Origin of the sequence: Billgrantia bachuensis (assembly GCF_011742165.1) — a bacterium.
GTDB classification, from domain to species: domain Bacteria; phylum Pseudomonadota; class Gammaproteobacteria; order Pseudomonadales; family Halomonadaceae; genus Halomonas; species Halomonas bachuensis.
This window is the reverse complement of sequence record NZ_JAAQTO010000004.1, coordinates 54,760-74,912: the sequence shown is the minus strand read 5'-3', so window position 1 is coordinate 74,912 and position 20,153 is coordinate 54,760. Positions and strand designations below refer to the sequence as shown.

Below are 20,153 nucleotides of genomic sequence, written 5' to 3'. Positions count from 1 at the left end.
CTCGGCTCGATGTCACACTCATGAATGTGACAAGGAGTCGTTTCGATGAAGCATACGGCAGTCAGCTTTGCCGAGCGCTACCCCGCTCAGCTGATCGTACCGGTTGTCGATTTCTTCGCCCTGGTCGGTGCCGGCATCCTCGCCCACTGGGTACGCTTCGGGGGGATGCCCGACCACGACCGATACTGGCTGGCCATGGCGGTGATGGGCCTGCTGGTCATTGTGTTGAACATGGCCCAGGGGGGCTATTCGCGCTGGCGCATCACCCGTATCTCCACGCTGCTGATGCGGTTGTTGTTCGTATGGATGGTGGTGGCGGCGGTGGTGACGTCGCTGATCTACTTCGCCCATACCGCGGAGCGCTATTCGCGGCTGTGGGTGGGCATGACGCTGCTTTTCTCCTTCCTTGGGTGCGCGGGGCTGCGTGTTCTCGTGCAACTGATGCTGCGCCATGTGCGCCGGCGCGGCGGGGCACGTCGTTCGGTGTTTCTCGTCGGGCCTGGCCGCCAGTTGGTGAATGTGGCGCAGGGCATGCGGGCTTCTCCTGCCGAGGGCTATTCCATTGCCGGAGTCGAGCGCATGAGCTGCATGCCCGACGAGTCGTACCTGGAACGGCTGGTAAAGCGAGTGGAGGATTCTGGAGCGCGTGAGGTGTGGATCTGCGTGCCCCTGGAGATGGGGGGGGTGGTACGGTCGATCTTCTTTGCCCTTCGCAATCATACGGCCGAGGTGCGCTTCATACCCGATTTCCCCGACATGCAACTGCTTAACCACCGCATGAGTGAAGTGGCGGGGCACTTGGCGGTGGACCTCAGCGTTACCCCTATCGATGGCATGTCGCGTGTCGTCAAGCGCCTGGAGGACATTCTCTTGGGTACGCTGTTCTCTTTTATCGCCCTGCCGACTGTCATCGTCATCGCTATCCTGATCAAGCTGACTTCTCCTGGGCCGATCGTGTTCAAGCAGTACCGTACCGGGGTGAACGGCAAGCAGTTCAAGGTGTACAAGTTTCGCACGATGAAGGTACATCAGGAGCCGAACGGAAAGGTGACACAGGCTACCAAGGGGGATGCGCGGCTTACGCCTGTCGGGGCTTTCCTGCGCCGCACCTCACTGGACGAGCTGCCGCAGTTCTACAACGTGCTGCAGGGGCGCATGTCGATCGTGGGCCCGCGCCCGCACGCGCTGGCGCATAACGAGCACTACAAGGAACTGGTCGAATCGTACATGCGTCGCCACAAAGTGAAGCCGGGCATTACCGGCTGGGCCCAGGTGAACGGGCTGCGTGGCGAGACCGATACCCTGGAGAAGATGCAGCGGCGGGTGGATTGCGATCTGTGGTACATCGACAACTGGTCGCTGTGGCTGGACCTGCGGATCATCGCGCTGACCATTGCCAAGGGGTTCGTCAACCCCAACGCCTATTGAACTTAATATGCCCTTGGCGCCAAGGCTGTCGCAGCGCTTGCACCAAGTGCGATAGTGTCGAAATAACGGGTGTCGAGCAGCGCCTCATTGGCTTGGTTGAAATGTGGTAGAGTAGCAGCCTTTTTTAGCCAAGCAGCCCACCGTGACCGTGAATGCCCATAGCGTGACGCCCCTCTTGCCCAACACCTCGAATAGATCCGTACTTCTCACTGCCTATACGAGCCTTGCCGTCTTCCTGCTTGGCGCCATCGCCTTGGTGGTGCCCAGTGGCTACTCGGGCGGGGCGGTACTATTGCTGCTGGGGAGCGCCTGGCTGCTCGTCGCACGCCCTTCGCTGGGACTGACGCGACAAGATTGGCTGGTGATCGCCGCGCTGGTCGCCTATGCCGCCGTGGGCATGGTGGAGGCCTGGCTGGACGGGCAGGGTTCGCGCGGGATGGACAAGCCAATACGCTTTCTGTTGGCCGTGCCTGCCATGTTGTTGGTGATGGCCTACCCGCCGCGCCTGGCCTGGATGTGGAGCGGTATTGCCCTTGGCGCCATTGCAGCGGGAAGCTGGGCCTCGTGGCAAAAGATGCATGGCGTCGAGCGTGCCGATAGCTTCACCCATGTCATCCAGTTCGGCAACCTGTGCATGGTACTGGCGGTGTTCTGCATGGCGGGGCTTGGCTGGGCGTGGCAGCAGCGTCAACGATACGGCTGGGTGGCTTTTTTGCTGCTCGGCGCCTTGGGGGGCATTCTCGGCTCGCTCTTTTCCGGCAGCCGCGGAGGATGGATCGGCTTTCCGATCGTATTGTGGGTGCTGTACCGCGGGTATGGCCGCCTGCTGCCTGGCTGGGTGAAAGTTTCCATCCTGGCCTCGGTGGTGTTGGCGGCGGCGGCGGTCTACAGCATCCCCCAGACTGGTGTGCAGTCGCGAATCCAGCAAGGGTTCGAGGATGTGGCCGAGTACCGGGCGGGTGTTCAGAAGGGGAGCTCGGTGGGCGATCGCTTCGAGATGTGGAAAGGCGCCGTTACCTTGATTCAGCAGCGCCCCCTGACCGGCTGGGGGAGCAACGGTTACCATGCTGCTCTGATAGAGCTGGGTAATGAGGGTGCAATCCGAGAAGGGGTCACCCGGTTTGGCCATGCTCATAACGAATATCTTGATGCCATGGCCAAGCGTGGCGTGATCGGGCTTGCTGTATTGCTGATGCTCTATCTGGTGCCGATGCGTCTGTTTTTTAAGCAGTTCCACCATGAGAGCCTGGAAGTCCGTTCCGTGGCCATTGCCGGGGCTCTGCTCAGCGTCACCTATCTCGACTTTGGTCTGACTCAGACCTTTATGGAGCATAACAGCGGCGTGATGATGTATGCATTCTGGTTGGCGGTTCTCTATGGAACAATGAGAGCGCCCTATGGCATGGTTAAACGAAGCCGGTGACATTAGGTGCCCATCTATTTATAAGTGGGCACCTATCATGACCACCCCAAGCACCGATCGTGAGATTCGCCGGCGTCGTCGTTACGCCCCCGAGTTAAGGCCAAAATCGTGGCAGCTTGCCTACAGGGCGATGTCTCGATTCCCAGGTCGCGCTGCACGGGCTGAATACCAATCTTGTTCAGACTTGGGTCCGCCAGGCCAAGCGCCAGAGCCAGTTGCCCGCTGTGCCGGACTTTGTGCCACTTCCGGTGCCGCCAGCGGCGGCGGACCTGTCAACGCCGCCCGCCTCCCCCGCGGGGATATCCGCATCGAGGGGCCTTCAGCGCGAGGTTTGATCACTATCCCATTCGATGATCCGCCCATCCCCTTGCTGTCGGCGGACTGGCATAATCGCCGGATGAACATGCCGCCCGACCTGTCCCAGCTCTCTCCCGATCAGCTCCTCCTTCTGGCGGCAACGATGGCGCAGGTGGAGGAAAAGGATCGAGCGCTGGCACAGAGTCAGAAAACACTGCGACATACCGAGCAGATCAACCACAAGCTGACCTACGAACTGGCGTTGCTCAAGCGCCACGCCTTCGACAAGCGCAGCGAGCAGCTCAACGCCCACACGTAACCGTTCAGGGCGAGAAGCCGCCGATAAAGAAGGCCTGGCTGGATGATTTCAGGCCTGAGGGCGTGGCCAATCGATTTCTGGCATCGGCTCGGCAAGGGAAATTATGAAAAGAATCCTACCTCAGCCGCCCGGCGGGGACCCGGCATTCGCACCGCTGACGGATGCGCGGATGTACTGGCCGGTACAGCGTACGAGACTGCAATGGGCAGTGCGCCAGGGTTTCCAATCGACGGTGGGCGCCCCCATTGAGCGGCTGGCGTTTGGGCTTTGGAAACATCAATTGCCGGGGGGCACCCGGGTGGAGCGGCTCGGCTTGCCGCGGCGAGCGGTCGAGCGGGAGCTGGGAAGCGCGCTGGTTCTGCGTGTAGACCCACGTGAGCTGATTCGATGCCGGGATTGGCGCGGCTATGCCAAGCGGCAGCGCCCCTCCTCCATAACGTTCCTTTGGGATGGGAGCTGGGACCTGCGGCGCGGCGACCTGCGTCATGGTTCACGTTACCGTTTCATCGGTGATCTGGATATGCATCGGAACGACCTGACCCAGAGCGAGGCGTTTCGGTCGTTGCAGGCAAGGCTGGAGGCGGGCAGGCCGTGGCGGTCCCATCAGAAGGGGGTATGGCTGGATAGTGAGGCGCGAATTCTGGCTTACCTCAACATTTACTTGAGCTTTATGGACGATATGGCCAAGCGAGGCTTCGATGATTCGCTCGGCAAGGATGAGTTGGGCGTGGCCGTCACCCGCGAGGGGCGGTTACTCAAGATCAACCGCGGTTTGCATCGCCTGGCCATGGCGCAGCGGGTGGGGTTGGGTACGGTGCCCGTCAGCGTCAAGGCCGTGCACAGGGAGTGGTGGGAGCGAGTCACCGCCGGCGCTAGCGGCCAGGCGGCGCTGGAGCGCCTGACGGCAGCGCTACCGGGGTGCAAGCCGGAAACCGAGCCGGGGCCGCTGGATCCGTCGGCGAGTGATAACCAGGACTGAGGTTGCGGTGAAATCGTAGCCCAGGCACACACGAAAACCGCTTCCATGTCGAGGCGAGAGAACCTCACGAACAGGTGTATGAAACTTAGAACTTATTATTGGCATCATCGCGTCGTTCCCAGCTGGAAGCTCAGAGTGCGTAGCACGCTGTTTCGCGATGCTCACAAATATTTTACGACGGGAAATGCCGGCGATATCCTGGTGCGTGAAATCATTCAACATAAGTATGGCTTGAATCCGGTCAACACCGATAATGGTGGAAACAGATTGCTGCTTGTCGGTTCCATTTCCCATCGGGTACAAGAGGGGGATATTCTCTGCGGGATCGGCACTCAAGGGAAGGCGGAGAAGCTGCCCAAGAGAAGTGGAGTCAGGATCATTGGTCTTCGCGGCCCGATCACCTACGATGAGTTCCGTGCCAAGGGCTTCGATATGTCGCAGGTGCGGTTCTTGCTGGACCCGGGATTATTAGTCAGGTTCATGTATCGAGATGAGACCATCCAACCCGAGGCAGGGACGGTGGCATTCATACCACATTATAAAGAGCGTGCCGGCTATCGAGGGTTGCCGAAACATGTTCGACTGATCGACATTGATAATTTACCTGTGGATGTGTGTCGTCAGATTCAGGCCGCGGAGCATATTTTCAGTTCTTCGCTTCATGGAATCATCTTTGCTCATGCCTTGGGGCGCCCGGCGACGCTGGTCATGCCTAAAACCGAGTCTCTGTTGAAATACAAGGACTACTACGCTTCAGTGGGGCTCGATTTTCCCGTGCCTCGACGTGAATTTGATGGCAGTGACATGTGTGGATTGAAGACAAGCCCTGAGCATATAGTTTATCGTGAAGAGGATTTCGCTTTACCCGATATAGATATGCTGACAGCTCAGGGCGTTGTTAAGTGATGAGTGCTTTTATCTGAGAAAGGACAACAGGTATCGCTTGATCATGCGGGCGTTCAAATGAATCCTTCCTTCCGACACTGCGTCACGCATGGTGGAACGGAACCTTTGATTCTGCTTCATGCGATAAAGAGATTGAAGGACGGATTTAATATCGGCTTCTACAAGCTGTTTGAGTTGATTTGATGTCAGGGACTGGGTGAGGGTTTCATTCGCACGAATAGCTCCGATAAAGCGCTCACCCTGTTCAATGATCCTGGCATGATCATGCCGGGCTCTTTGCGTATCGACTTCACGAACCATACAGCACTGACCGCCGGCATATCGTGCCTCTTGCACAGCGAGTGCGCGAAGGAAGAATTCAACGTCCTCTTTTTTTCTAAGTGCCTCGTTGAACCCTTTCAATTCATTAAAAGCGGATTTCTTCATGAGGAAGCTGTTGGTGTGCAGCCAGCCCATGTTGTCTATGTATTCATCAAGCGTGAGCGGGGAAGAATATTCTTTTTCTGCAGGGAGTAGCGATTCTTCGGTTACGTCGCTGATTTTGTCGCCAAAGATGATGCCGGTGAAGTTGGGCTGTTCCATGGCCAACTGCATTCTGCTGGCCACGGCGGTATCGACGAGAAGGTCGTCGGAGTCCAGGAATCCGATATAATCGGCCTGGCTAAGGGATACGCCACGATTTCTGGCAGCCGATTGCCCCTGGTTGCTCTCCTGTCTATGGATCGCAACCCTTGGCTCTGCCCTATAGTGCTCCTTTAGGCGAGCGTAGCTGTCATCCGTCGAGGCATCGTCAACGACAATGCAACAAGTCTTTTCCCATGTCTGTGCAAGTACGGAGTCGATGGCTTCTTGAACATGAGGCCAACGATTGAAGCAGGGGATAATAATAGCTACTTCGGGCTGATGGGCATGCATGGGTTCGATTAGCACCTTGGACGTCATCGGTTGTAGCGCCAGCTTTCTTGGTGCCACAGGGTTTCGAGCCTATTTTCGGCCTTTTTGCGGTACTCTTCGCCTCGCAATTTCGTTGCCGTCAGCGATCTCTTGAGCGCCGGCCACTGGTCGGCGTTCTTGCTTGGCAGTCGGCGAACATGGGCGTCTATCCAATAGATTTCGCCCTTGGCATCGATGAGCAGATTGTTGTAATGCAAATCCCTGTGTGTGTAGCCCATATGGGCGAGTTGAGCGACTTGCTCACAGAGGCGCTCGAGGAACGCCTCTCGGCCGGCCTCGTCCATCTCGTCGAAGACTTCACCGCCGGGGCGTGTGCCGTGGACACGCTCCATCAGCAAGAGCGAAGCGCTACGGTTATTAGGGTTCAGTGAAATTCCCCAGCCGTAGCAGCGGGGCGTCTTCAGGCCGGCGCGACGCAACACCTGCAGGCTCAAATACTCCATGCGACCATCGGATTGCGCAAGCCAGCGTTTTTCAATGTAATCCTGCAACAGCCACTTGAGCGGCGCTTGGCGGCGGTCGAACTTGTCCGGTACCACTTTGGCCAGGATGCGATGATCGGTAGAAAGAAAGAAGCGACTACTGCCTATCGACTCGAAAGCCTCTGTGGTCGTGGTGCTGAGCAGCGCAAGCTGGTCCGGCAGGTCCCGATTATGGAACACCAGATAGCGCCGGCGGCGATCATTGAAGGGCAGGTCGAGCAGCTTCACGTCATGTCCTGATTACTGGGCCTCAAATTCACAATGCCTCGAATTGGGGCAGCACCGTTTCCTTGAGGAATTGCCGGTAGTGGCCTTCTTCGATCACGACAGGGGCCTGGTCCATGCGCTTGATCGCATCGGCCAGGCCTTTTTCGTCTTCAGGCGCCACCAGAAAGTCGGCAAGGGTTCCGGTCAGTATTTCCCGCGGCCCGCTAGGGCAATCGGTGCTGATCACGGGGGTATGCAGCAGTAGAGCCTCGATGAGCACCCGTGGCAAGCCCTCGGCATCGGATGTCAGAACCACCGCTTTGGCTTGGGCGAGCCAAGGGTAGGGATTGCGATGGTAGCCGGCCATGATGACGCGATTCTCGAGCCCTAGGTCAACGACCTGCTGGCGAATGGCAGCTTCGTGTTCCGGCTTGCCCTTGCCCATGATGATCAATGGCGTGTCGATGCCGCTCTCTGCGTAGGCGCGCAGCAAGCGGTCATGACGCTTGCGAGGCTCCAGCGCCGCCACGCACAGGAAGTATGCGCCCTTCGGCAATTCGGCCGGCTCGGCGGCCATTGCCACGAAGGGCTCGCGCTCGTAGGGGTTGTAGATGGGGATAATCCTCTCGGCCTGGAGAGACACGACGTTCTCGAGGTTCTCTTTGACCCCTTGGGAGACGGCAATGACTTGTCTCCCGTTGTAAAAGCGCCGTGCTTTGTCAAAAGCGCGTTCCCGCTTCCTGGCGTCGTTGAACTTGGCCGTAATGTCGGATTTCACCCAGAAATAGAGGTTCGGATGGTGCAGGTGACGCGTAATCTTGTCGCAGGAGCAGGAGATCACAACGTCGGGCTTCCACTTTCTCAACGCCTTGTCGATCCGCTTCGCCTGCCACTTCTCGGTGAGAACCGTGGAGGTGGCCTTGGTGAACTGCGTGACCACACCCAGGTTCTCGATGTGGAGCCCTTCGGGAATACGATGCTCGATCAGCTCCCGCAGGGTGAAGACGATCACCTCGTGGCCCCGCTGGCGTAACTGGTCGGCAGTATAGAGCAGCGACTTCTGGGCGCCGCCACCGTAGAGATCCTCGATGACGAAGGCGAAGCGTTTATGGGCCACTGACGTTCCTTTGGCTGACGGCTGATACTCAGGCGAGAGGCTATCACAGAGAAAGGGACAATGTTTGAACTGAGCACCCACGATCCTGTCTCAGGTAGGTCCGTCTGGGGTCGACCCGGGTGGGCCTCGTTGCTGTACGACTCGAGAGCGTAGGCCGATTGGCGCAGCGCATCATGTGTGACGTTTCGTTTAGGGGAACCCGATGAGGAAGCTGGTTGTGCTGGCCTTTGCCAGAATCGTCAAACTGCTGGCCAACGTAACCAAGCTAGGCGCCTACGCCTTTCATGCACTCTTCCCCGACAAGCGATTCACCATCCCCGAGCGTGCCGCACCCTGGTGGCGGTCCCGCCAATCGTCCGCAGTGCCCCGCATCATTTGGCAGACCAACTTCACCGACAAGGCGACGCTGCCGGTCTACCTCAATTATCTGTTCAACCGGTTGATGGCACCGAGCTACGAGCATCGCTTCATGATCACCGAGGCAAGGGCGGATTTCATTCGGGAAAATTACACCCCGGAGATCTTCGAGGCCTACTCCCGATTGCAGGTGGGGGCGGCCCAGGCCGATTTCTGGCGTGTGCTGGTGCTGCACACGCATGGCGGGGTCTACCTGGATATCGATGCTCACGTGGTCTGGCCGCTGGGGCGCATTGTCAAGCCGGACATGGAGGAGCTATACGTCACCACTCGGCGGAATGAGCTCAGCAACTACTTTATCGCCAGCAAGCCGAACAACCCGAATATCGAGCGAATCGCCGAAGCCATCTACACGAACATCGAGAGCGACTCCGGCAAGAAGGTTTTCGAGCTGACGGGGCCGGGGGTGTTCAACAAAATGCTATCGATCCACGAGGTTCCCACGGCTTCCTACCGCACCACCTGCAACCAGGGCAATTTCACCAACGAATACTTCCAGTACATCGACAAGCCCCAGGGCAAATGGACGAAGGAACAGCACAAGATCGATGTAGTGCGTAAGCGCGAAGCAGCGGAGTAGGGTGAAAGCCACCTAATGAGCGGTTCTCCGGAGCGGGCTAGGGCCAGGCCGGTTGAGTCAGTGGCCCTCGCCTACATGTTGTTTCCGCTCCTGGCTGCTCACCTTTTCTATGACCACTTCGGGGTGGTGGCGCTTGATTACCGCCTTGAAATCGTTTTCCCGTTCGTCGGGTACGTCGATGATCAGCAGCATGGCGCCACGTTTGATCGCTTTGTCGTACTTGCTGACCTTGATGTCGCGTACGGAGACGCCGACCATCGTGCTGGCCCAGACGCCGAACAGCGCACCGAAGATCGCCACACCGATGGCCATCCAGACGATATTCGTATCGATCAGGACGTAGTGCGCGATCAGGCCCAGCACCAAGCCTAGTACGGCCCCGACGATGGCGCCTCGCTTCGAGGCGTTGACGACATCGCTCGTCTGAACCAGGGTGGCGATCGGTACTCCCTCCTTTTCCAGGGGGATCCAGTCCTTGCCCATGACGTGCAGATTGTCCTTGGCCAACCCCATCATGTTCAGTTCGTTGACGATGTCGGTCGTGGTCTCCTTGTCGGGTATCAGAAAGTACAGGCGTTGCATCGTGTCCTCCCTGGCTCCAGGGCCCCTGCGTATTTTCCCTCTTCGTGTTGCCTATACAGGTAGGTGTAGCAGCCATGCGGCGAGCCTTGCCAGGATCCACTGCCTGGCAGGGGGCTTATTACCCCTGCACCGCGAATTGTCGGGCTTGCTTGCCCTGGCCGCGGTATTTGTCGGTGCAGTCCTTCTCCCACCCGGAACGCTGAGGCAAACTCCAGCGAAGCAGCCTGAAATCAGTGGAGATACCATGAATTTTCGCAGCCTGGAGACGTTCGTCTGGATAGCGCGTCTGGGCAGCTTTCGTGCCGCGGCGCAGCGTCTCTATACGTCGCAGCCCTCCGTTTCCGCCCGGATTTCGGGGCTGGAGGATGAGTTGGGGGTCGAGCTGTTCGAGCGAACCGGCCGCCGCGTGGTGCTGACGGCGAAGGGCCGCGAGCTGCTCGCCTACGCCGAGAGGCTGCTGCATCTACACGGTGAGATGTTGCAGGTCGTGGCCAAGGCGGAATGCCTGCAGGGCAGCATTCGCCTCGGCGTGGCGGAAACCATCGCCTATACGTGGCTGCCGCGTTTGATCGAGCGAGTCAGCGAGGCCTATCCGGCTATCAATCTGGAGCTGGATATCGATATTTCGGTCAATCTGGCCGACAAGTTGGCCAACCATGACATCGACATTGCCTTCCTGATGGGAAAGGTAAATCAGCCTGGTTTCACGAACGAGGACTTGTGTCGCTATTCGCTGGTCTGGGTGGCGAGCCCGAAACTGGCGATACCCACGGGGCCAGTTACCCTCGCGGAGCTGGCCAAGTGGCCGATCATCACCTACCCGCGTCGCAGCGAGCCGTATACCGTGATTCGCTCCCTCGTCGACCCGATGAACCACTCCACACGAATCCATTCCAGTTCTTCGCTCTCGACCATCATCCGCATGGCGTTGGATGGGATTGGGGTGAGTGCGCTGCCCCGTGAAATCGTCTCCCAGGAACTCGAGAGCGGCACGCTTCGACAATTCAGCGTCGAGGCAGCACTGCCCGATCTGGCCTTCAACGTGGCCTACAGTACGGCCCCCGGTGCCAACGTGGTGAGGGCGGTGGCAGAGCTTTCGCTGCAAACCGCTTCTCGTGGAGGGTTTCGGCCCTCTCGCCATTCTGATGTCGCGACTGATCCAAAAACCTGATCAATTGTGATACTTAATTTCGATTTGTATTAATCATCGCTTCTGCCTTAACTGAAGGGAAACGTCAGTGAGGTCGATCGATGACGACTCCCCGCCCGGACGATTCCATTCTTCCTACGGCCCATTCTTCTCCTGCCGAGGTTCGCAGGGCGGCGCGAGAGGGCCGCTTGCAGGCGCCCACTGCTGGGCTGGCCTATGGCTTCGTGCAAGCCAATCTCGTCATCCTTCCCGAGCCGCAGGCAAATGGCTTTTTGCGATTCTGCCAGGCGAACCCGAAACCTTGCCCCTTGCTAGCCGTCAGCGAGCCGGGCGCACGCAGTTGCGCCACGCTCGGTAGCGATCTCGATATCGCTTGCGACGTTCCCGCCTATCGCATCTTCCGCGAGGGCCATCTACAGGCAACTGTCAGCCACGTCGATGCGGAGTGGCGCGACGACCTCGTGACCTTCGCGCTGGGGTGTTCGTTTACCTTCGAGCATGCCCTGCGGCAGGCCGGGGTGCCGGTTCGGCACATCGAGGAGGGGCGCAACGTACCCATGTACCGAACCTCGCTTCCTCTGGTGGCCGCAGGGGGCTTCGCTGGCAACCTGGTGGTGTCGATGCGCCCGATGAAGGCTACTGACGCCATTCGTGCCATCCAGATCACGACACGCTTTCCCCAGGCGCATGGTGCCCCGGTGCACCTGGGCGACCCTTCTCGAATTGGAATTGCGGACATGCGCTCCCCGGACTTCGGGGAAGCGGTATCGGTGGGTGAGGGTGAGTTACCGGTTTTTTGGGCCTGCGGGGTAACGCCTCAGCAGGTTCTGATGAATGCCGGTATCGAATTCGCCATTACCCACAGCCCGGGCCACATGCTGGTGACCGACATTCCCGACAGTGAGCTGGCCCTACTATAACCATCACGACGCAGATAAGTGAGGAAACCATGCTGACTACAAGAACAAGTCTCGTCTCAGCCATCGCGGCTGGTCTATGCGTTTCGGCAGGGCAGGCGGCTGCTCAGGAGCTGGATCAGACTAGCCTTTCCTATGTGGGTAGCTGGAGCAGCCTTTCGCTGTTCCAGAATTTCGAACGTCCCTTTTGGGAGAAACACCTGCCGGAAGCCTCCGAGGGGCGTATTACCACGGAGGTGACGACCTTCGACCAGATGGGGCTCGACGGGGGCGAGGTCTACCGCCTGATGGCCCGCGACGTGGTGGAGGTGGGTTCCACCGTGGCCGATTATGCCGTTCAGGACGCCCCCGAGCTCGAAGGGCTCGACATGCCGATGATTGCGCCGGATGTGGAAACGGCGCGTGAAGTGGCCGAGGCCTACCGTCCGGTATTGGCGGACGCCTTTGCCGAGCGCTTTTCGGGGGCGCAACTCCTCGCGGTGGTGCCCTATCCGTCACAGATGGTGTTCTGTAACGCCGAAATCGATGGGCTGGGCGATCTTGCCGGCAAGAAGGTTCGCGCCAGTGGACGCACCACCGCCGAGTTTCTCGAGGCCCTCGGTGCCGAGGGTATCACCCTCAGCTTCAGTGAGGTGCCCGGCGCCCTGCAGCGGGGCGTGATCGACTGTGCGGTGACCGGTTCGCTTTCCGGCTACAGCTCCGGCTGGCATGAGGTGTCGACGCACCTCTATCCGCTCCCCGTCGGCGGTTGGGACCACGTGGCAACGGCCATGAACGGCAACAAGTGGGACTCGCTCTCCAGCGATACCCAGGAGTGGCTGCTGGAGGAGATTCGCGAGAACTACGAGGTGCCCGTGTGGGAGTCGGCAGTGGAAGAGACCCGCGAAGGCATCGCCTGCCTGACCGGAGATGGCGACTGCTCGCGTGGGGAGCCGGGCGACATGGTGCTGGTGGAAGCGACCGACGAGGACTTCCAGGAGGTCTCGCGCCACCTCGAGGAAACCCTGCTGCCCAACTGGGCCGGCCGTGTCGACCAGGAATGGGTGGACCGCTGGAACGAGACCGTGGGTGAAGTCACTGGCTTGAGCGCGTCTCGCTAGCTAACTGGACTTGACCGTTACCGGCGGGCTGGGCATGACCCGGCCCGCCTCGGAGAACGTTATGTTTCAGCGGGTAAATGATGGGCTCGACCGTGCGCTGGGCATCGTGCGGGTGGGGTCGCTATGGCTGGCGCGTGCCGGTGGCGTACTGATTCTTCTGACGGTGGCCATGGTAACGGTGGAGGTGCTGTCTCGCCGCCTGACGGGGCGGTCGGCGGTGCATGCCACGGAACTCACCGGCTACATCATGGCGATCAGCTCCAGTTGGGCGTTTGCCTACACCCTGATGCAAAAGGCGCACATTCGTATCGATGCCCTCTACGTGAACCTGCCGATTCGCATTCGCGGCGTGCTGGACCTGTTGGCGCTGCTGGCGATGGCGCTCTTCTGCGTCCTGGTGGTCGGAGCGGCATTCGACATCGCCGCAAGTTCCTACGCCGGCGGGGCGCGGGCCAATACCCCTTTGGGAACGCCGATCTGGATACCCCAGGCGCTGTGGCTGCTTGGGCTGGCCTGGTTCGCTCTGGCGGTCGGCCTGGTGTTGCTGCGTGTGTTGCTCGCGCTGCTGAATGGCGACACTGGGCGCGTTCAGCAACTGGCCGGGAGCCCCACGCTGGATGAGCAGCTGGAAGAGAACAAGGAATACGCCTCATGATCCTGATGGCTTTGCTGGTTCTGCTGCTGCTATTGGTGCTGAGCGTGCCGGTGGCCGCCACGCTCATCGCGCTCGGCCTGTTTCTCGACGAATTCTTTTCTCCTTTCCCTCTGGTCAGGGCCCTGGGCGATGTCCTGTGGTCGGCTTCGGACAGCTTTCTGCTGATCGCGATTCCGCTCTTCATCCTGCTGGGGGAGATCCTGGTGCGTACCGGTATCGCCAAGGGGACCTACCGGGCGCTGGAGAGCTGGCTGTCGTGGCTGCCGGGCGGTCTGCTGCATGCCAACATCGGTACTGCCACGCTGTTTTCGGCCACTTCCGGTTCCAGCGTGGCCACTGCGGCGACCATCGGTACCGTGGCGATCCCCCAGGGCAAGGAGATGAAGTACGACCCGCGCCTGTTCACAGGCTCGATCGCTGCCGGCGGCACCCTGGGCATCATGATCCCGCCCTCCATCAACCTGATCGTTTAAGGGTTCCTGACGGAAACCTCCATTCCCCGGCTGTTTGCCGCGGGGCTGCTGCCGGGCTTGTTGCTGGCGCTGCTGTTCATCCTGGGCACGGCGCTGATCTGCCTATGGCGGCCCAGCCTGGGCGGGCCCAGCAGCCGCCATAGCTGGCGGGAGCGTTTCTCGGGGCTGCGCCATCTGGTGCCCGTGTTGCTGCTGTTCGGCGTCGTGGTGGGGTCGATCTATGCCGGCTGGGCGACACCCACCGAGGCCGCTTCGCTCGGGGTCATCGGGGCACTGCTGATCGCCGTGGCCATGCGCAAGTTGTCGCTGGCGATCATTGTCGAAGCCCTGGACGGCACGATGCGAACGACGGGAATGATCATGTTGATCATCATCGCTTCGTACTTCCTCAACTTCGTGCTGGCGTCGGCCGGCATCACGCGGGAGCTGAGGACCTTTCTCGAGACCGCTGGCCTCGGGCCCTATGCCACGCTGCTGATGGTGATCGGCCTCTATATCGTGCTCGGTTTTTTCATCGAGACGCTCTCGCTCATGGTGATCACGATTCCCATCGTGGCGCCGATCATGATCGGGCTGGGGTTCGACCCGGTGTGGTTCGGCATCCTGCTGATTCTGCTGATCGAGATGGCGCTGATCACGCCGCCCGTCGGCCTCAATCTCTATGTGGTGCAGGGCGTGCGCCAGGGGGGATCGTTCAATGACGTGATGGTCGGCGCCATTCCCTATGTCGGCATCATGCTGCTGATGGCCGTGGTGCTCGTGTTGTTCCCGGCCGTCGCCCTCTATCTACCCGGCGTGCTGAATTGAACGATCCAACGACAAGTGTCAACGGAGCCAGAGAATGACGATTTTCCATGTGTCGGAGACCGACAAGGCCCTGAAGGTCGATATTCAGGAGCTGATCATCGCCGGGTGGGCCGGGCGCGAGCAGGCAGCCATCGATGAGCATATCGAAGAACTCAGGGCGATCGGCGTGAGGCCGCCCTCGGCAACGCCGTTGTTCTACCGCGTCGCTGCCAACCAGTTGACGACCGCACGAACGATCCAGGTGCTCGGCGAGGCTACGAGCGGGGAGGTGGAGGTCGTGCTGATCGGTACGCCGCAGGGCACGCTGGTAGGCATCGGTTCCGACCATACCGATCGCGAGGCGGAAGCCTGGTCGGTGGCGCACTCCAAGCAGGTCTGTGCCAAGCCGGTCAGCCGCAAGGTGTGGCGCCTGGGGAGCGTGCTCGACCATTGGGACGATTTGCAGATGGTGTCGTACGCTACGATCGAAGGGCGGGAGGTGGTCTACCAGCAGGGCGGGGTGACGGGCTTGCTCCACCCTGCGGAGCTGCTGCGCCGCTTCGGGCTCGACGAGGCGCGTCTGGCGCCGGGGCAGGCGATGCTCTGCGGTACCTTGCCGGTCAGGGGCGAGGTACGCGCTGCCGATGCGTTTCGCGTGGTGCTGACGGATCCGGTCAGGGGGCGGGAGCTCGTGCACCATTATCACATCAAGACGCTACCGGTGGTCGCATGAAGACACAGGATACTTTGACGCTTGCCACTGAACTCTCCGCTGGGCTCACGCTTCGTCAGCTCATCGATGACCTGGAGGAGGGCAAGTTTCAAGCCAGAACGCTGCTCGAGGCCTGCTGGGTCAACGGCGACGAGAAGGACGATCCCGAGGCACGGGTGTATACGGCTCGTTTCGATCAGACCGCATGCGCCGAGGCCGAGGCGGCGGATGCACTGCGCCGGGCCGGCGTGCCCGTGGGCGAGCTCGCCGGCCTGCCGATAGCGCTCAAGGCGCTGTTCGACGTGGCCGGCGAAGTGTCTCATGCCGGCTCGCGCTGGTGGAGTGAGCCGGCCGTTGGGGATGCCTGCATCGCCACGCGGCTGCGTCGGGCCGGGGCGGTGATCGCCGGGCATACCAACATGACCGAGTTCGCCTATTCCGGCCTGGGGTTGAACCCGCATTTCGGCACGCCGGACAACCCGCTGGCGCCGGGGCGTATCCCCGGCGGCTCCTCGTCAGGTTCCGCGGTGGCCGTGGCCCAAGGGATGGCGGCGGCAGCAATCGGCACCGATACCGGCGGCTCGGTGCGTATTCCCGCGGCCTTCTGCGGCCTGGTGGGGTTCAAGCCTTCGCAGCGTCGCATTCCCCGCGAAGGGGCGTTCCCGCTCTCGGACAGCCTGGATTCGATCGGCCCCATCGCCCGCAGCGTGGCCTGCTGTGCCCGCCTGGACGCTGTGCTGTCGGGGCGCACCTATCGCTCCTTGGCGGCCTACGATCTGCGTGGGCGCCGCTTCGTGGTGCCCGAAACCTACATGCTCGATGGTATGGATGACACGGTGGCGCAGGCCTTCGACCGGAGCCTGCGCCAGCTGCGTGCGGCCGGGGCGGTGATCGTCGAGGCGCCCGTGCCGGTGCTTGGTGCACTGTCGGAGCTGATGGAGGGCGGCGGGTTCACGGCAGCCGAGAGCTATTTTCTGCATCGTGAGTGGTTGGCAGAGCATGCCGGGAGCTACGACCCTCGGGTGCGATCGCGGATCGAGAAGGGCGCTAACATCTCGGCTGCCGATTACCTCGAGCTCCGTAGGCGCCGGCAGGTACGGATGTGCGAGGCGGATGCGTGGCTGCAAGGCTACGATGGCCTGCTTTCGCCCACGGTACCGATCGTGCCGCCTCGCATACAGGAGCTGGAGGGCGATGAAGGGTACGCGCGGCTCAACTTGCTGGTGCTGCGCAACCCGACCGTAGCCAACCTGCTGGATCTGTGTGCAATCACTCTGCCCAGCCATGCCGGGGGCGAGCTGCCCAGCGGCATCATGCTGGTGGGCCGCAATGGCCAGGACGATACGCTGCTGCGCCTGGGACAGGCCATGGAGGACGCACTGCGCCTCTCATGCTGAGCGTACTGCTGACCAAGCTGCTGGCTACCGCGCTGGTGGTAATAGGCGTTTCCGTGACGGTGGCCAGGCTTGGCCCCCGCCTGGGTGGAATTCTTGCCGGGACGCCCATCGTGCTGGGGCCCGGCTACTTCTTTATGTTGCAGGAGCAGAGCGCCGAGTTCGTCCGTTCGGCGGTGCTCTCGACCCTGCATGCGCTGGTGGCGACCCTGCTGTTCAGCAGCTGCTATGTCGTCACCGCCGCCAGGCTTGGGGCGCCGGGCAGCCTTGGCCTGGCGACCCTCTGCTGGATTCCGGCAGCCTTCCTGTTCTCGCTGCTGCCTGGAGGCATCTGGGCCGCGGTGCTGCTGTACGTCGCTGTATTGGCAATGGCCGAGGGAATCCGGCGCGCGCTCGACCTGAAGCAGTCTGTCGTGGTGGCCCGTTCGGGTTGGTTCGATCTGCTGTTGCGCGGCCTGCTGGCGGGGCTCGTGGTGGGCGTGGCGACCACGCTTGCCGCACGCTCGGGGCCGGTGCTGTCCGGTGTGCTGGTGGGCTTTCCCGTGGGGCTGTTCACCATCGGCTGGACGCTGCATCAGCGCTACGGGGCCGAGGTCGCCCGCTGCACGGTATCCGTGGCCCAGCATGGCATGTTGAGCCTGGTCGCCTTCGCTGTCGTCACGGCGCTTATGGTCGGTTCGGCGCCTCCCATGGTCACTTTTCTCTTGGCGCTACTGGCCTCCATCGGCGTCAGTATGGCGCTCTTCATGCTGAGCCGGTGGCGGGCCCGGTCAGTGCTTTCCCCTTGAGCACCTGCGAAGAGCTTTAACTAATTCCACACCATTTTTTAAGAAATATTAGTTAAGCTCCGCAGTAGGTTCCCGATCAGGCTGGGGTAGCCGGGATCTCGTAGAGCATGGCTACTCGCTGGGAGTAGAAGACCGAGTCTCACCATTTTCGAGGGCGATGGCTCTCTCCAGCAGCGCGGGCTGGCGCGGCAGCAGGCCGACCCTCAGCCCCAGTGGCCGAAATACACGGTTCATGACCGCCAGCGAGACGTTTCCCTTGCCTTGTTCCATGTCAGACAGGGTGCGCCGGCTGACATCGACCAGGTCGGCGTAAGCCTGCTGCGAGAGCCCGAGCGCATCGCGGCGCAGCCGCCGCAGTGCTTGGCCTTCGTCAATCTCGCCCTTGATCAATGCTTGAACGATGGCCAGCAGCGCCTGCTCGCGCGCCTCCGGTGACAGTGTGCGCTTCTTCATGTCAGCTTCCCGTTCAAATCAGCCCCCAGCGTGTCAGTCGCGTTTCCAACGAGCCCAGGCCGACGGCGGGCATGTCGAGTATGCGCTTCGGCACACCACGCTCCGCCAGGCGATCCCGTAACCCGATGAGGCGGGTCGCGGTGGCACGGAGGGTTGTTAGTGTGCGCTCCGACGATGCGAGGTGATCCAGTGCTTGGGCGATGGCGATCCAATCGTACTCACCTCCTTCTTCGAAGGGCGAGCCCCAGCGTGTGGTGCGTGTGACCCCTTCGGGGTCGGCCTTCATCGGGGCGAAGTCGTATACCGGAGCATGCCAGATGCCTTCGGGGCGCTTGATCAGTGCCGCGTAAGCTGCATGCGAGATGTGCATGATTATGCCCAATAATAGTCTGTCTCGTTACTTCTGAGTACTTTGTTGCTCATTTTTTTGAGTATGGCCTAAAAATGAGCATTATATTGCTCGTTCATCCGGTGGCCTCCAGGAGTGCAACCTGAGGTTGGCTATGGGAGATAAATGCATCAGAAAAGTTATGGAAGCATTTTCCATGCGCCTGTTCGGTACAAAAGCACGATTCGTGACATACAGCAGCGTATCTTTAGCCTTCGAGGGCAAAGTTTCTTCACCCTAATGAAATGTCGACAAAGCTCCGGCATGATGTTTCTGGATGTCACACAGGAGAAACCTCATGTCTACACAAGTTAACGCGGATCTTGCGTGTGAAGTACTGAACCACTGGGTCTCCCACGCTTTGGCTCAGCAAGCGGCCCACGACGCTATCGCAGCTTATATCCGCTGATAGGCACACGCTGCCAAGGACCAGGGAGGGTCCTGTCTCGTTTTCCTCCTGCTTTATCGTCCTGCTTCATCCTCCTGACTTTCGCTTCACACACCCCATTTCGTGCCAGCCAGCCCTGATCGGTCGGTGCTTCTCGCGAGCCTGTCCGGTTTGAGTGATGCCCGACTCAGGTGCTTTCACCCTCGAGCAGCGTGAAGCCGACATCCTGCCGGCGCGCCTCGACCTCTTCCCCTGCCAGGCAACGCAGGACCTGTTCCGCGGCCAGGCGTCCCATGGTGTGCCGGGAAGACTGTATCGTGGTCAATCGTGGGGTGACGTGTTGCCCCAGTGGCAGGCCATTGAACCCCGCAATGGCGATTTCCTCGGGAACCCGCATGCCGAGGCGCAGGGCGTGGAGCAGGGCGCCCGTGGCCAGGTCGTCGTTGGCGAAGTGGATCGCCTTGGCGTCGGGAAACTGCTCGCGGACCCGCTCCAGGCCCTCGGCGCCGGCCTCGAGGCTTCCCAGCCGGTCGAGCTCGAGCAGGTGCGGCGCCAGGCCTGCCGCTTCGAGCGCCGCCCGATGCCCGGCATAGCGCATGGCGGCGCGGTAGTCCTCCCCCATGCGCGCACCGACGTAGACGATGTCGCGGTAGCCGCGCTGCAGCAAGTGCCGGGCCATGCAGCTTCCCGCTTCTTCGTGGTCCAGGCCCACGTTCAGGTCCAATGCCTCGCCCAGCTCCATTACCTCCATGACCGGGCGGTCGCAGCCGGCGAGCAGCTCGCGGCACGCCGGGGTATGCCTGAGCCCAGCGGTGACCAGGGCCGAGCAGGACCAGCCCAGGAAGGTTCGCACCAGTTGATGTTCGCGCTCGATGTCATAGTCGGTGTTGCCGAGCAGGATCTGGTAGCCGGCGGCCTCGAAAGTGGCCTGCAGGCCCTGGATGACTTCAATGAAGACGGCGTTGGCAAGCGAGGGCACGACGACGGCAATGAAGCGTGAGCGCGCCGAGGCCAGGCTGCCGGCCACCAGGTTGGGCACGTAGCCGATGCGCTCCATGGCGTCGAGGATGCGCTGGCGGGTCGCCGCATTGACGCGCTCCGGATCGTTCAGCGCCCGGGAGGCGGTGATGGAGGAGACGCCGGCCAGTTCGGCCACCTGAGCGAGGGTCGGCTGGGCGGAACCGCGCCGTTGGCGTGTGTTGGCTTTGCGTTTAGACATTGGTCGTACCTTGCACCCTGGGCCTTGCTGGCTCAATCC

The 20,153-nt window shown here is 61.0% G+C and carries 20 protein-coding genes and 1 pseudogene; 14 read left to right on the top strand and 7 right to left on the bottom strand.

What is annotated here, in order from left to right; translation table 11 throughout:
• Positions 1-45: 45 nt before the first annotated feature.
• From HBJ55_RS01750 to HBJ55_RS22530, 5 genes are all read left to right on the top strand, one after another.
• Positions 46-1,428 carry an undecaprenyl-phosphate glucose phosphotransferase gene (locus tag HBJ55_RS01750; RefSeq protein ID WP_167110424.1) on the top strand — a complete coding sequence of 461 codons (1,383 nt, stop codon included), beginning with the start codon at positions 46-48 and terminating at the stop codon, positions 1,426-1,428.
• 361 nt (positions 1,429-1,789) lie between these two features.
• Complete coding sequence (locus HBJ55_RS01745) at positions 1,790-2,851, top strand: O-antigen ligase family protein (protein WP_338071950.1); 1,062 nt, start codon at positions 1,790-1,792, stop codon at positions 2,849-2,851.
• A gap of 397 nt (positions 2,852-3,248) precedes the next feature.
• Positions 3,249-3,467, top strand: coding sequence for a hypothetical protein (locus HBJ55_RS01740; protein WP_206022137.1), 219 nt, complete (start codon positions 3,249-3,251; stop codon positions 3,465-3,467).
• Between the two features lie 103 nt (positions 3,468-3,570).
• The gene (locus tag HBJ55_RS01735; protein ID WP_206022136.1) at positions 3,571-4,446 is read left to right on the top strand and encodes a hypothetical protein; all 876 of its coding nucleotides are present in this window, start codon (positions 3,571-3,573) and stop codon (positions 4,444-4,446) included.
• Between the two features lie 135 nt (positions 4,447-4,581).
• Entirely contained in the window at positions 4,582-5,352 is a 771-nt protein-coding gene (locus HBJ55_RS22530) for a polysaccharide pyruvyl transferase family protein (RefSeq protein WP_167110422.1), read from the top strand.
• Between the two features lie 9 nt (positions 5,353-5,361).
• On the opposite strand, the gene HBJ55_RS01725 is transcribed toward HBJ55_RS22530, so the two are convergent.
• From HBJ55_RS01725 to HBJ55_RS22630, 3 genes are read right to left on the bottom strand one after another with little or no spacing between them, the layout of a single operon-like run.
• Positions 5,362-6,294: a glycosyltransferase family 2 protein gene (locus HBJ55_RS01725; RefSeq protein WP_167110420.1), complete on the bottom strand. Its 933-nt coding sequence runs from the start codon at positions 6,292-6,294 to the stop codon at positions 5,362-5,364.
• A complete protein-coding gene (locus HBJ55_RS01720; RefSeq protein WP_167110418.1) occupies positions 6,291-7,016 on the bottom strand; it encodes a lipopolysaccharide kinase InaA family protein in 726 nt (241 codons plus the stop codon). Before HBJ55_RS01720 ends, HBJ55_RS01725 begins: the two co-directional genes overlap by 4 nt.
• Before the next feature lie 28 nt (positions 7,017-7,044).
• On the bottom strand, positions 7,045-8,112 hold the full coding sequence (locus tag HBJ55_RS22630) for a glycosyltransferase (protein ID WP_167110416.1): 1,068 nt from the start codon (positions 8,110-8,112) through the stop codon (positions 7,045-7,047).
• A 202-nt stretch (positions 8,113-8,314) separates the two neighbouring features.
• Between HBJ55_RS22630 and HBJ55_RS01710 the strand changes: the two genes are divergently transcribed.
• A complete protein-coding gene (locus HBJ55_RS01710; RefSeq protein ID WP_167110414.1) occupies positions 8,315-9,109 on the top strand; it encodes a glycosyltransferase family 32 protein in 795 nt (264 codons plus the stop codon).
• A 57-nt stretch (positions 9,110-9,166) separates the two neighbouring features.
• On the opposite strand, the gene HBJ55_RS01705 is transcribed toward HBJ55_RS01710, so the two are convergent.
• Positions 9,167-9,691 (bottom strand): DUF1269 domain-containing protein, encoded by a 525-nt coding sequence (locus HBJ55_RS01705; RefSeq protein ID WP_167110412.1) that lies wholly within the window; start codon positions 9,689-9,691, stop codon positions 9,167-9,169.
• A 244-nt stretch (positions 9,692-9,935) separates the two neighbouring features.
• On the opposite strand from HBJ55_RS01705, the gene HBJ55_RS01700 reads away from it, so the two are divergent.
• The 8 genes and pseudogenes from HBJ55_RS01700 to HBJ55_RS01665 all read left to right on the top strand — a co-directional run bounded on the left by HBJ55_RS01700 (position 9,936) and on the right by HBJ55_RS01665 (position 17,666).
• Complete coding sequence (locus HBJ55_RS01700) at positions 9,936-10,862, top strand: LysR family transcriptional regulator (protein ID WP_167110410.1); 927 nt, start codon at positions 9,936-9,938, stop codon at positions 10,860-10,862.
• A gap of 80 nt (positions 10,863-10,942) precedes the next feature.
• Positions 10,943-11,761 (top strand): putative hydro-lyase, encoded by an 819-nt coding sequence (locus HBJ55_RS01695; RefSeq protein ID WP_167110408.1) that lies wholly within the window; start codon positions 10,943-10,945, stop codon positions 11,759-11,761.
• Positions 11,762-11,790: 29 nt separating this feature from the next.
• On the top strand, positions 11,791-12,858 hold the full coding sequence (locus HBJ55_RS01690; protein ID WP_167110406.1) for a TRAP transporter substrate-binding protein: 1,068 nt from the start codon (positions 11,791-11,793) through the stop codon (positions 12,856-12,858).
• Between the two features lie 61 nt (positions 12,859-12,919).
• Entirely contained in the window at positions 12,920-13,513 is a 594-nt protein-coding gene (locus tag HBJ55_RS01685; protein ID WP_167110404.1) for a TRAP transporter small permease subunit, read from the top strand.
• Positions 13,510-14,793 (top strand): annotated as a pseudogene (locus HBJ55_RS01680) (TRAP transporter large permease). Before HBJ55_RS01685 ends, HBJ55_RS01680 begins: the two are co-directional and overlap by 4 nt.
• A gap of 34 nt (positions 14,794-14,827) precedes the next feature.
• Positions 14,828-15,505 carry a DUF2848 domain-containing protein gene (locus HBJ55_RS01675; protein ID WP_167110402.1) on the top strand — a complete coding sequence of 226 codons (678 nt, stop codon included), beginning with the start codon at positions 14,828-14,830 and terminating at the stop codon, positions 15,503-15,505.
• Positions 15,502-16,881, top strand: a complete 1,380-nt coding sequence (locus HBJ55_RS01670; protein ID WP_167110400.1) for an amidase — start codon at positions 15,502-15,504, stop codon at positions 16,879-16,881. The genes HBJ55_RS01675 and HBJ55_RS01670 overlap by 4 nt, the downstream gene beginning before the upstream one ends.
• Positions 16,875-17,666 carry a hypothetical protein gene (locus tag HBJ55_RS01665; RefSeq protein ID WP_167110398.1) on the top strand — a complete coding sequence of 264 codons (792 nt, stop codon included), beginning with the start codon at positions 16,875-16,877 and terminating at the stop codon, positions 17,664-17,666. The genes HBJ55_RS01670 and HBJ55_RS01665 overlap by 7 nt, the downstream gene beginning before the upstream one ends.
• A 111-nt stretch (positions 17,667-17,777) precedes the next feature.
• Here the strand turns inward: HBJ55_RS01665 and HBJ55_RS01660 are convergent, their stop codons facing one another.
• From HBJ55_RS01660 to HBJ55_RS01650, 3 genes are all read right to left on the bottom strand, one after another.
• Positions 17,778-18,119 (bottom strand): helix-turn-helix transcriptional regulator, encoded by a 342-nt coding sequence (locus HBJ55_RS01660; RefSeq protein WP_167110396.1) that lies wholly within the window; start codon positions 18,117-18,119, stop codon positions 17,778-17,780.
• A gap of 13 nt (positions 18,120-18,132) precedes the next feature.
• Positions 18,133-18,489, bottom strand: a complete 357-nt coding sequence (locus HBJ55_RS01655) for a hypothetical protein (RefSeq protein WP_240935941.1) — start codon at positions 18,487-18,489, stop codon at positions 18,133-18,135.
• 593 nt (positions 18,490-19,082) lie between these two features.
• On the bottom strand, positions 19,083-20,114 hold the full coding sequence (locus HBJ55_RS01650; RefSeq protein WP_167110394.1) for a LacI family DNA-binding transcriptional regulator: 1,032 nt from the start codon (positions 20,112-20,114) through the stop codon (positions 19,083-19,085).
• Positions 20,115-20,153 lie beyond the last annotated feature (39 nt).

Bases quoted from the DNA above. Each gene is read 5' to 3' on its own strand.
- HBJ55_RS01660 (WP_167110396.1), bottom strand. From the start codon at position 18,119: ATGAAGAAGCGCACACTGTCACCGGAGGCGCGCGAGCAGGCGCTGCTG.
- HBJ55_RS01690 (WP_167110406.1), top strand. From the start codon at position 11,791: ATGCTGACTACAAGAACAAGTCTCGTCTCAGCCATCGCGGCTGGTCTA.
- HBJ55_RS01705 (WP_167110412.1), bottom strand. From the start codon at position 9,691: ATGCAACGCCTGTACTTTCTGATACCCGACAAGGAGACCACGACCGAC.
- HBJ55_RS01735 (WP_206022136.1), top strand. From the start codon at position 3,571: ATGAAAAGAATCCTACCTCAGCCGCCCGGCGGGGACCCGGCATTCGCA.
- HBJ55_RS01710 (WP_167110414.1), top strand. From the start codon at position 8,315: ATGAGGAAGCTGGTTGTGCTGGCCTTTGCCAGAATCGTCAAACTGCTG.
- HBJ55_RS01740 (WP_206022137.1), top strand. From the start codon at position 3,249: ATGAACATGCCGCCCGACCTGTCCCAGCTCTCTCCCGATCAGCTCCTC.
- HBJ55_RS01675 (WP_167110402.1), top strand. From the start codon at position 14,828: ATGACGATTTTCCATGTGTCGGAGACCGACAAGGCCCTGAAGGTCGAT.
- HBJ55_RS01750 (WP_167110424.1), top strand. From the start codon at position 46: ATGAAGCATACGGCAGTCAGCTTTGCCGAGCGCTACCCCGCTCAGCTG.
- HBJ55_RS01725 (WP_167110420.1), bottom strand. From the start codon at position 6,294: ATGACGTCCAAGGTGCTAATCGAACCCATGCATGCCCATCAGCCCGAA.
- HBJ55_RS01655 (WP_240935941.1), bottom strand. From the start codon at position 18,489: ATGCACATCTCGCATGCAGCTTACGCGGCACTGATCAAGCGCCCCGAA.
- HBJ55_RS01665 (WP_167110398.1), top strand. From the start codon at position 16,875: ATGCTGAGCGTACTGCTGACCAAGCTGCTGGCTACCGCGCTGGTGGTA.
- HBJ55_RS01650 (WP_167110394.1), bottom strand. From the start codon at position 20,114: ATGTCTAAACGCAAAGCCAACACACGCCAACGGCGCGGTTCCGCCCAG.
- HBJ55_RS01670 (WP_167110400.1), top strand. From the start codon at position 15,502: ATGAAGACACAGGATACTTTGACGCTTGCCACTGAACTCTCCGCTGGG.
- HBJ55_RS01685 (WP_167110404.1), top strand. From the start codon at position 12,920: ATGTTTCAGCGGGTAAATGATGGGCTCGACCGTGCGCTGGGCATCGTG.
- HBJ55_RS01695 (WP_167110408.1), top strand. From the start codon at position 10,943: ATGACGACTCCCCGCCCGGACGATTCCATTCTTCCTACGGCCCATTCT.
- HBJ55_RS01700 (WP_167110410.1), top strand. From the start codon at position 9,936: ATGAATTTTCGCAGCCTGGAGACGTTCGTCTGGATAGCGCGTCTGGGC.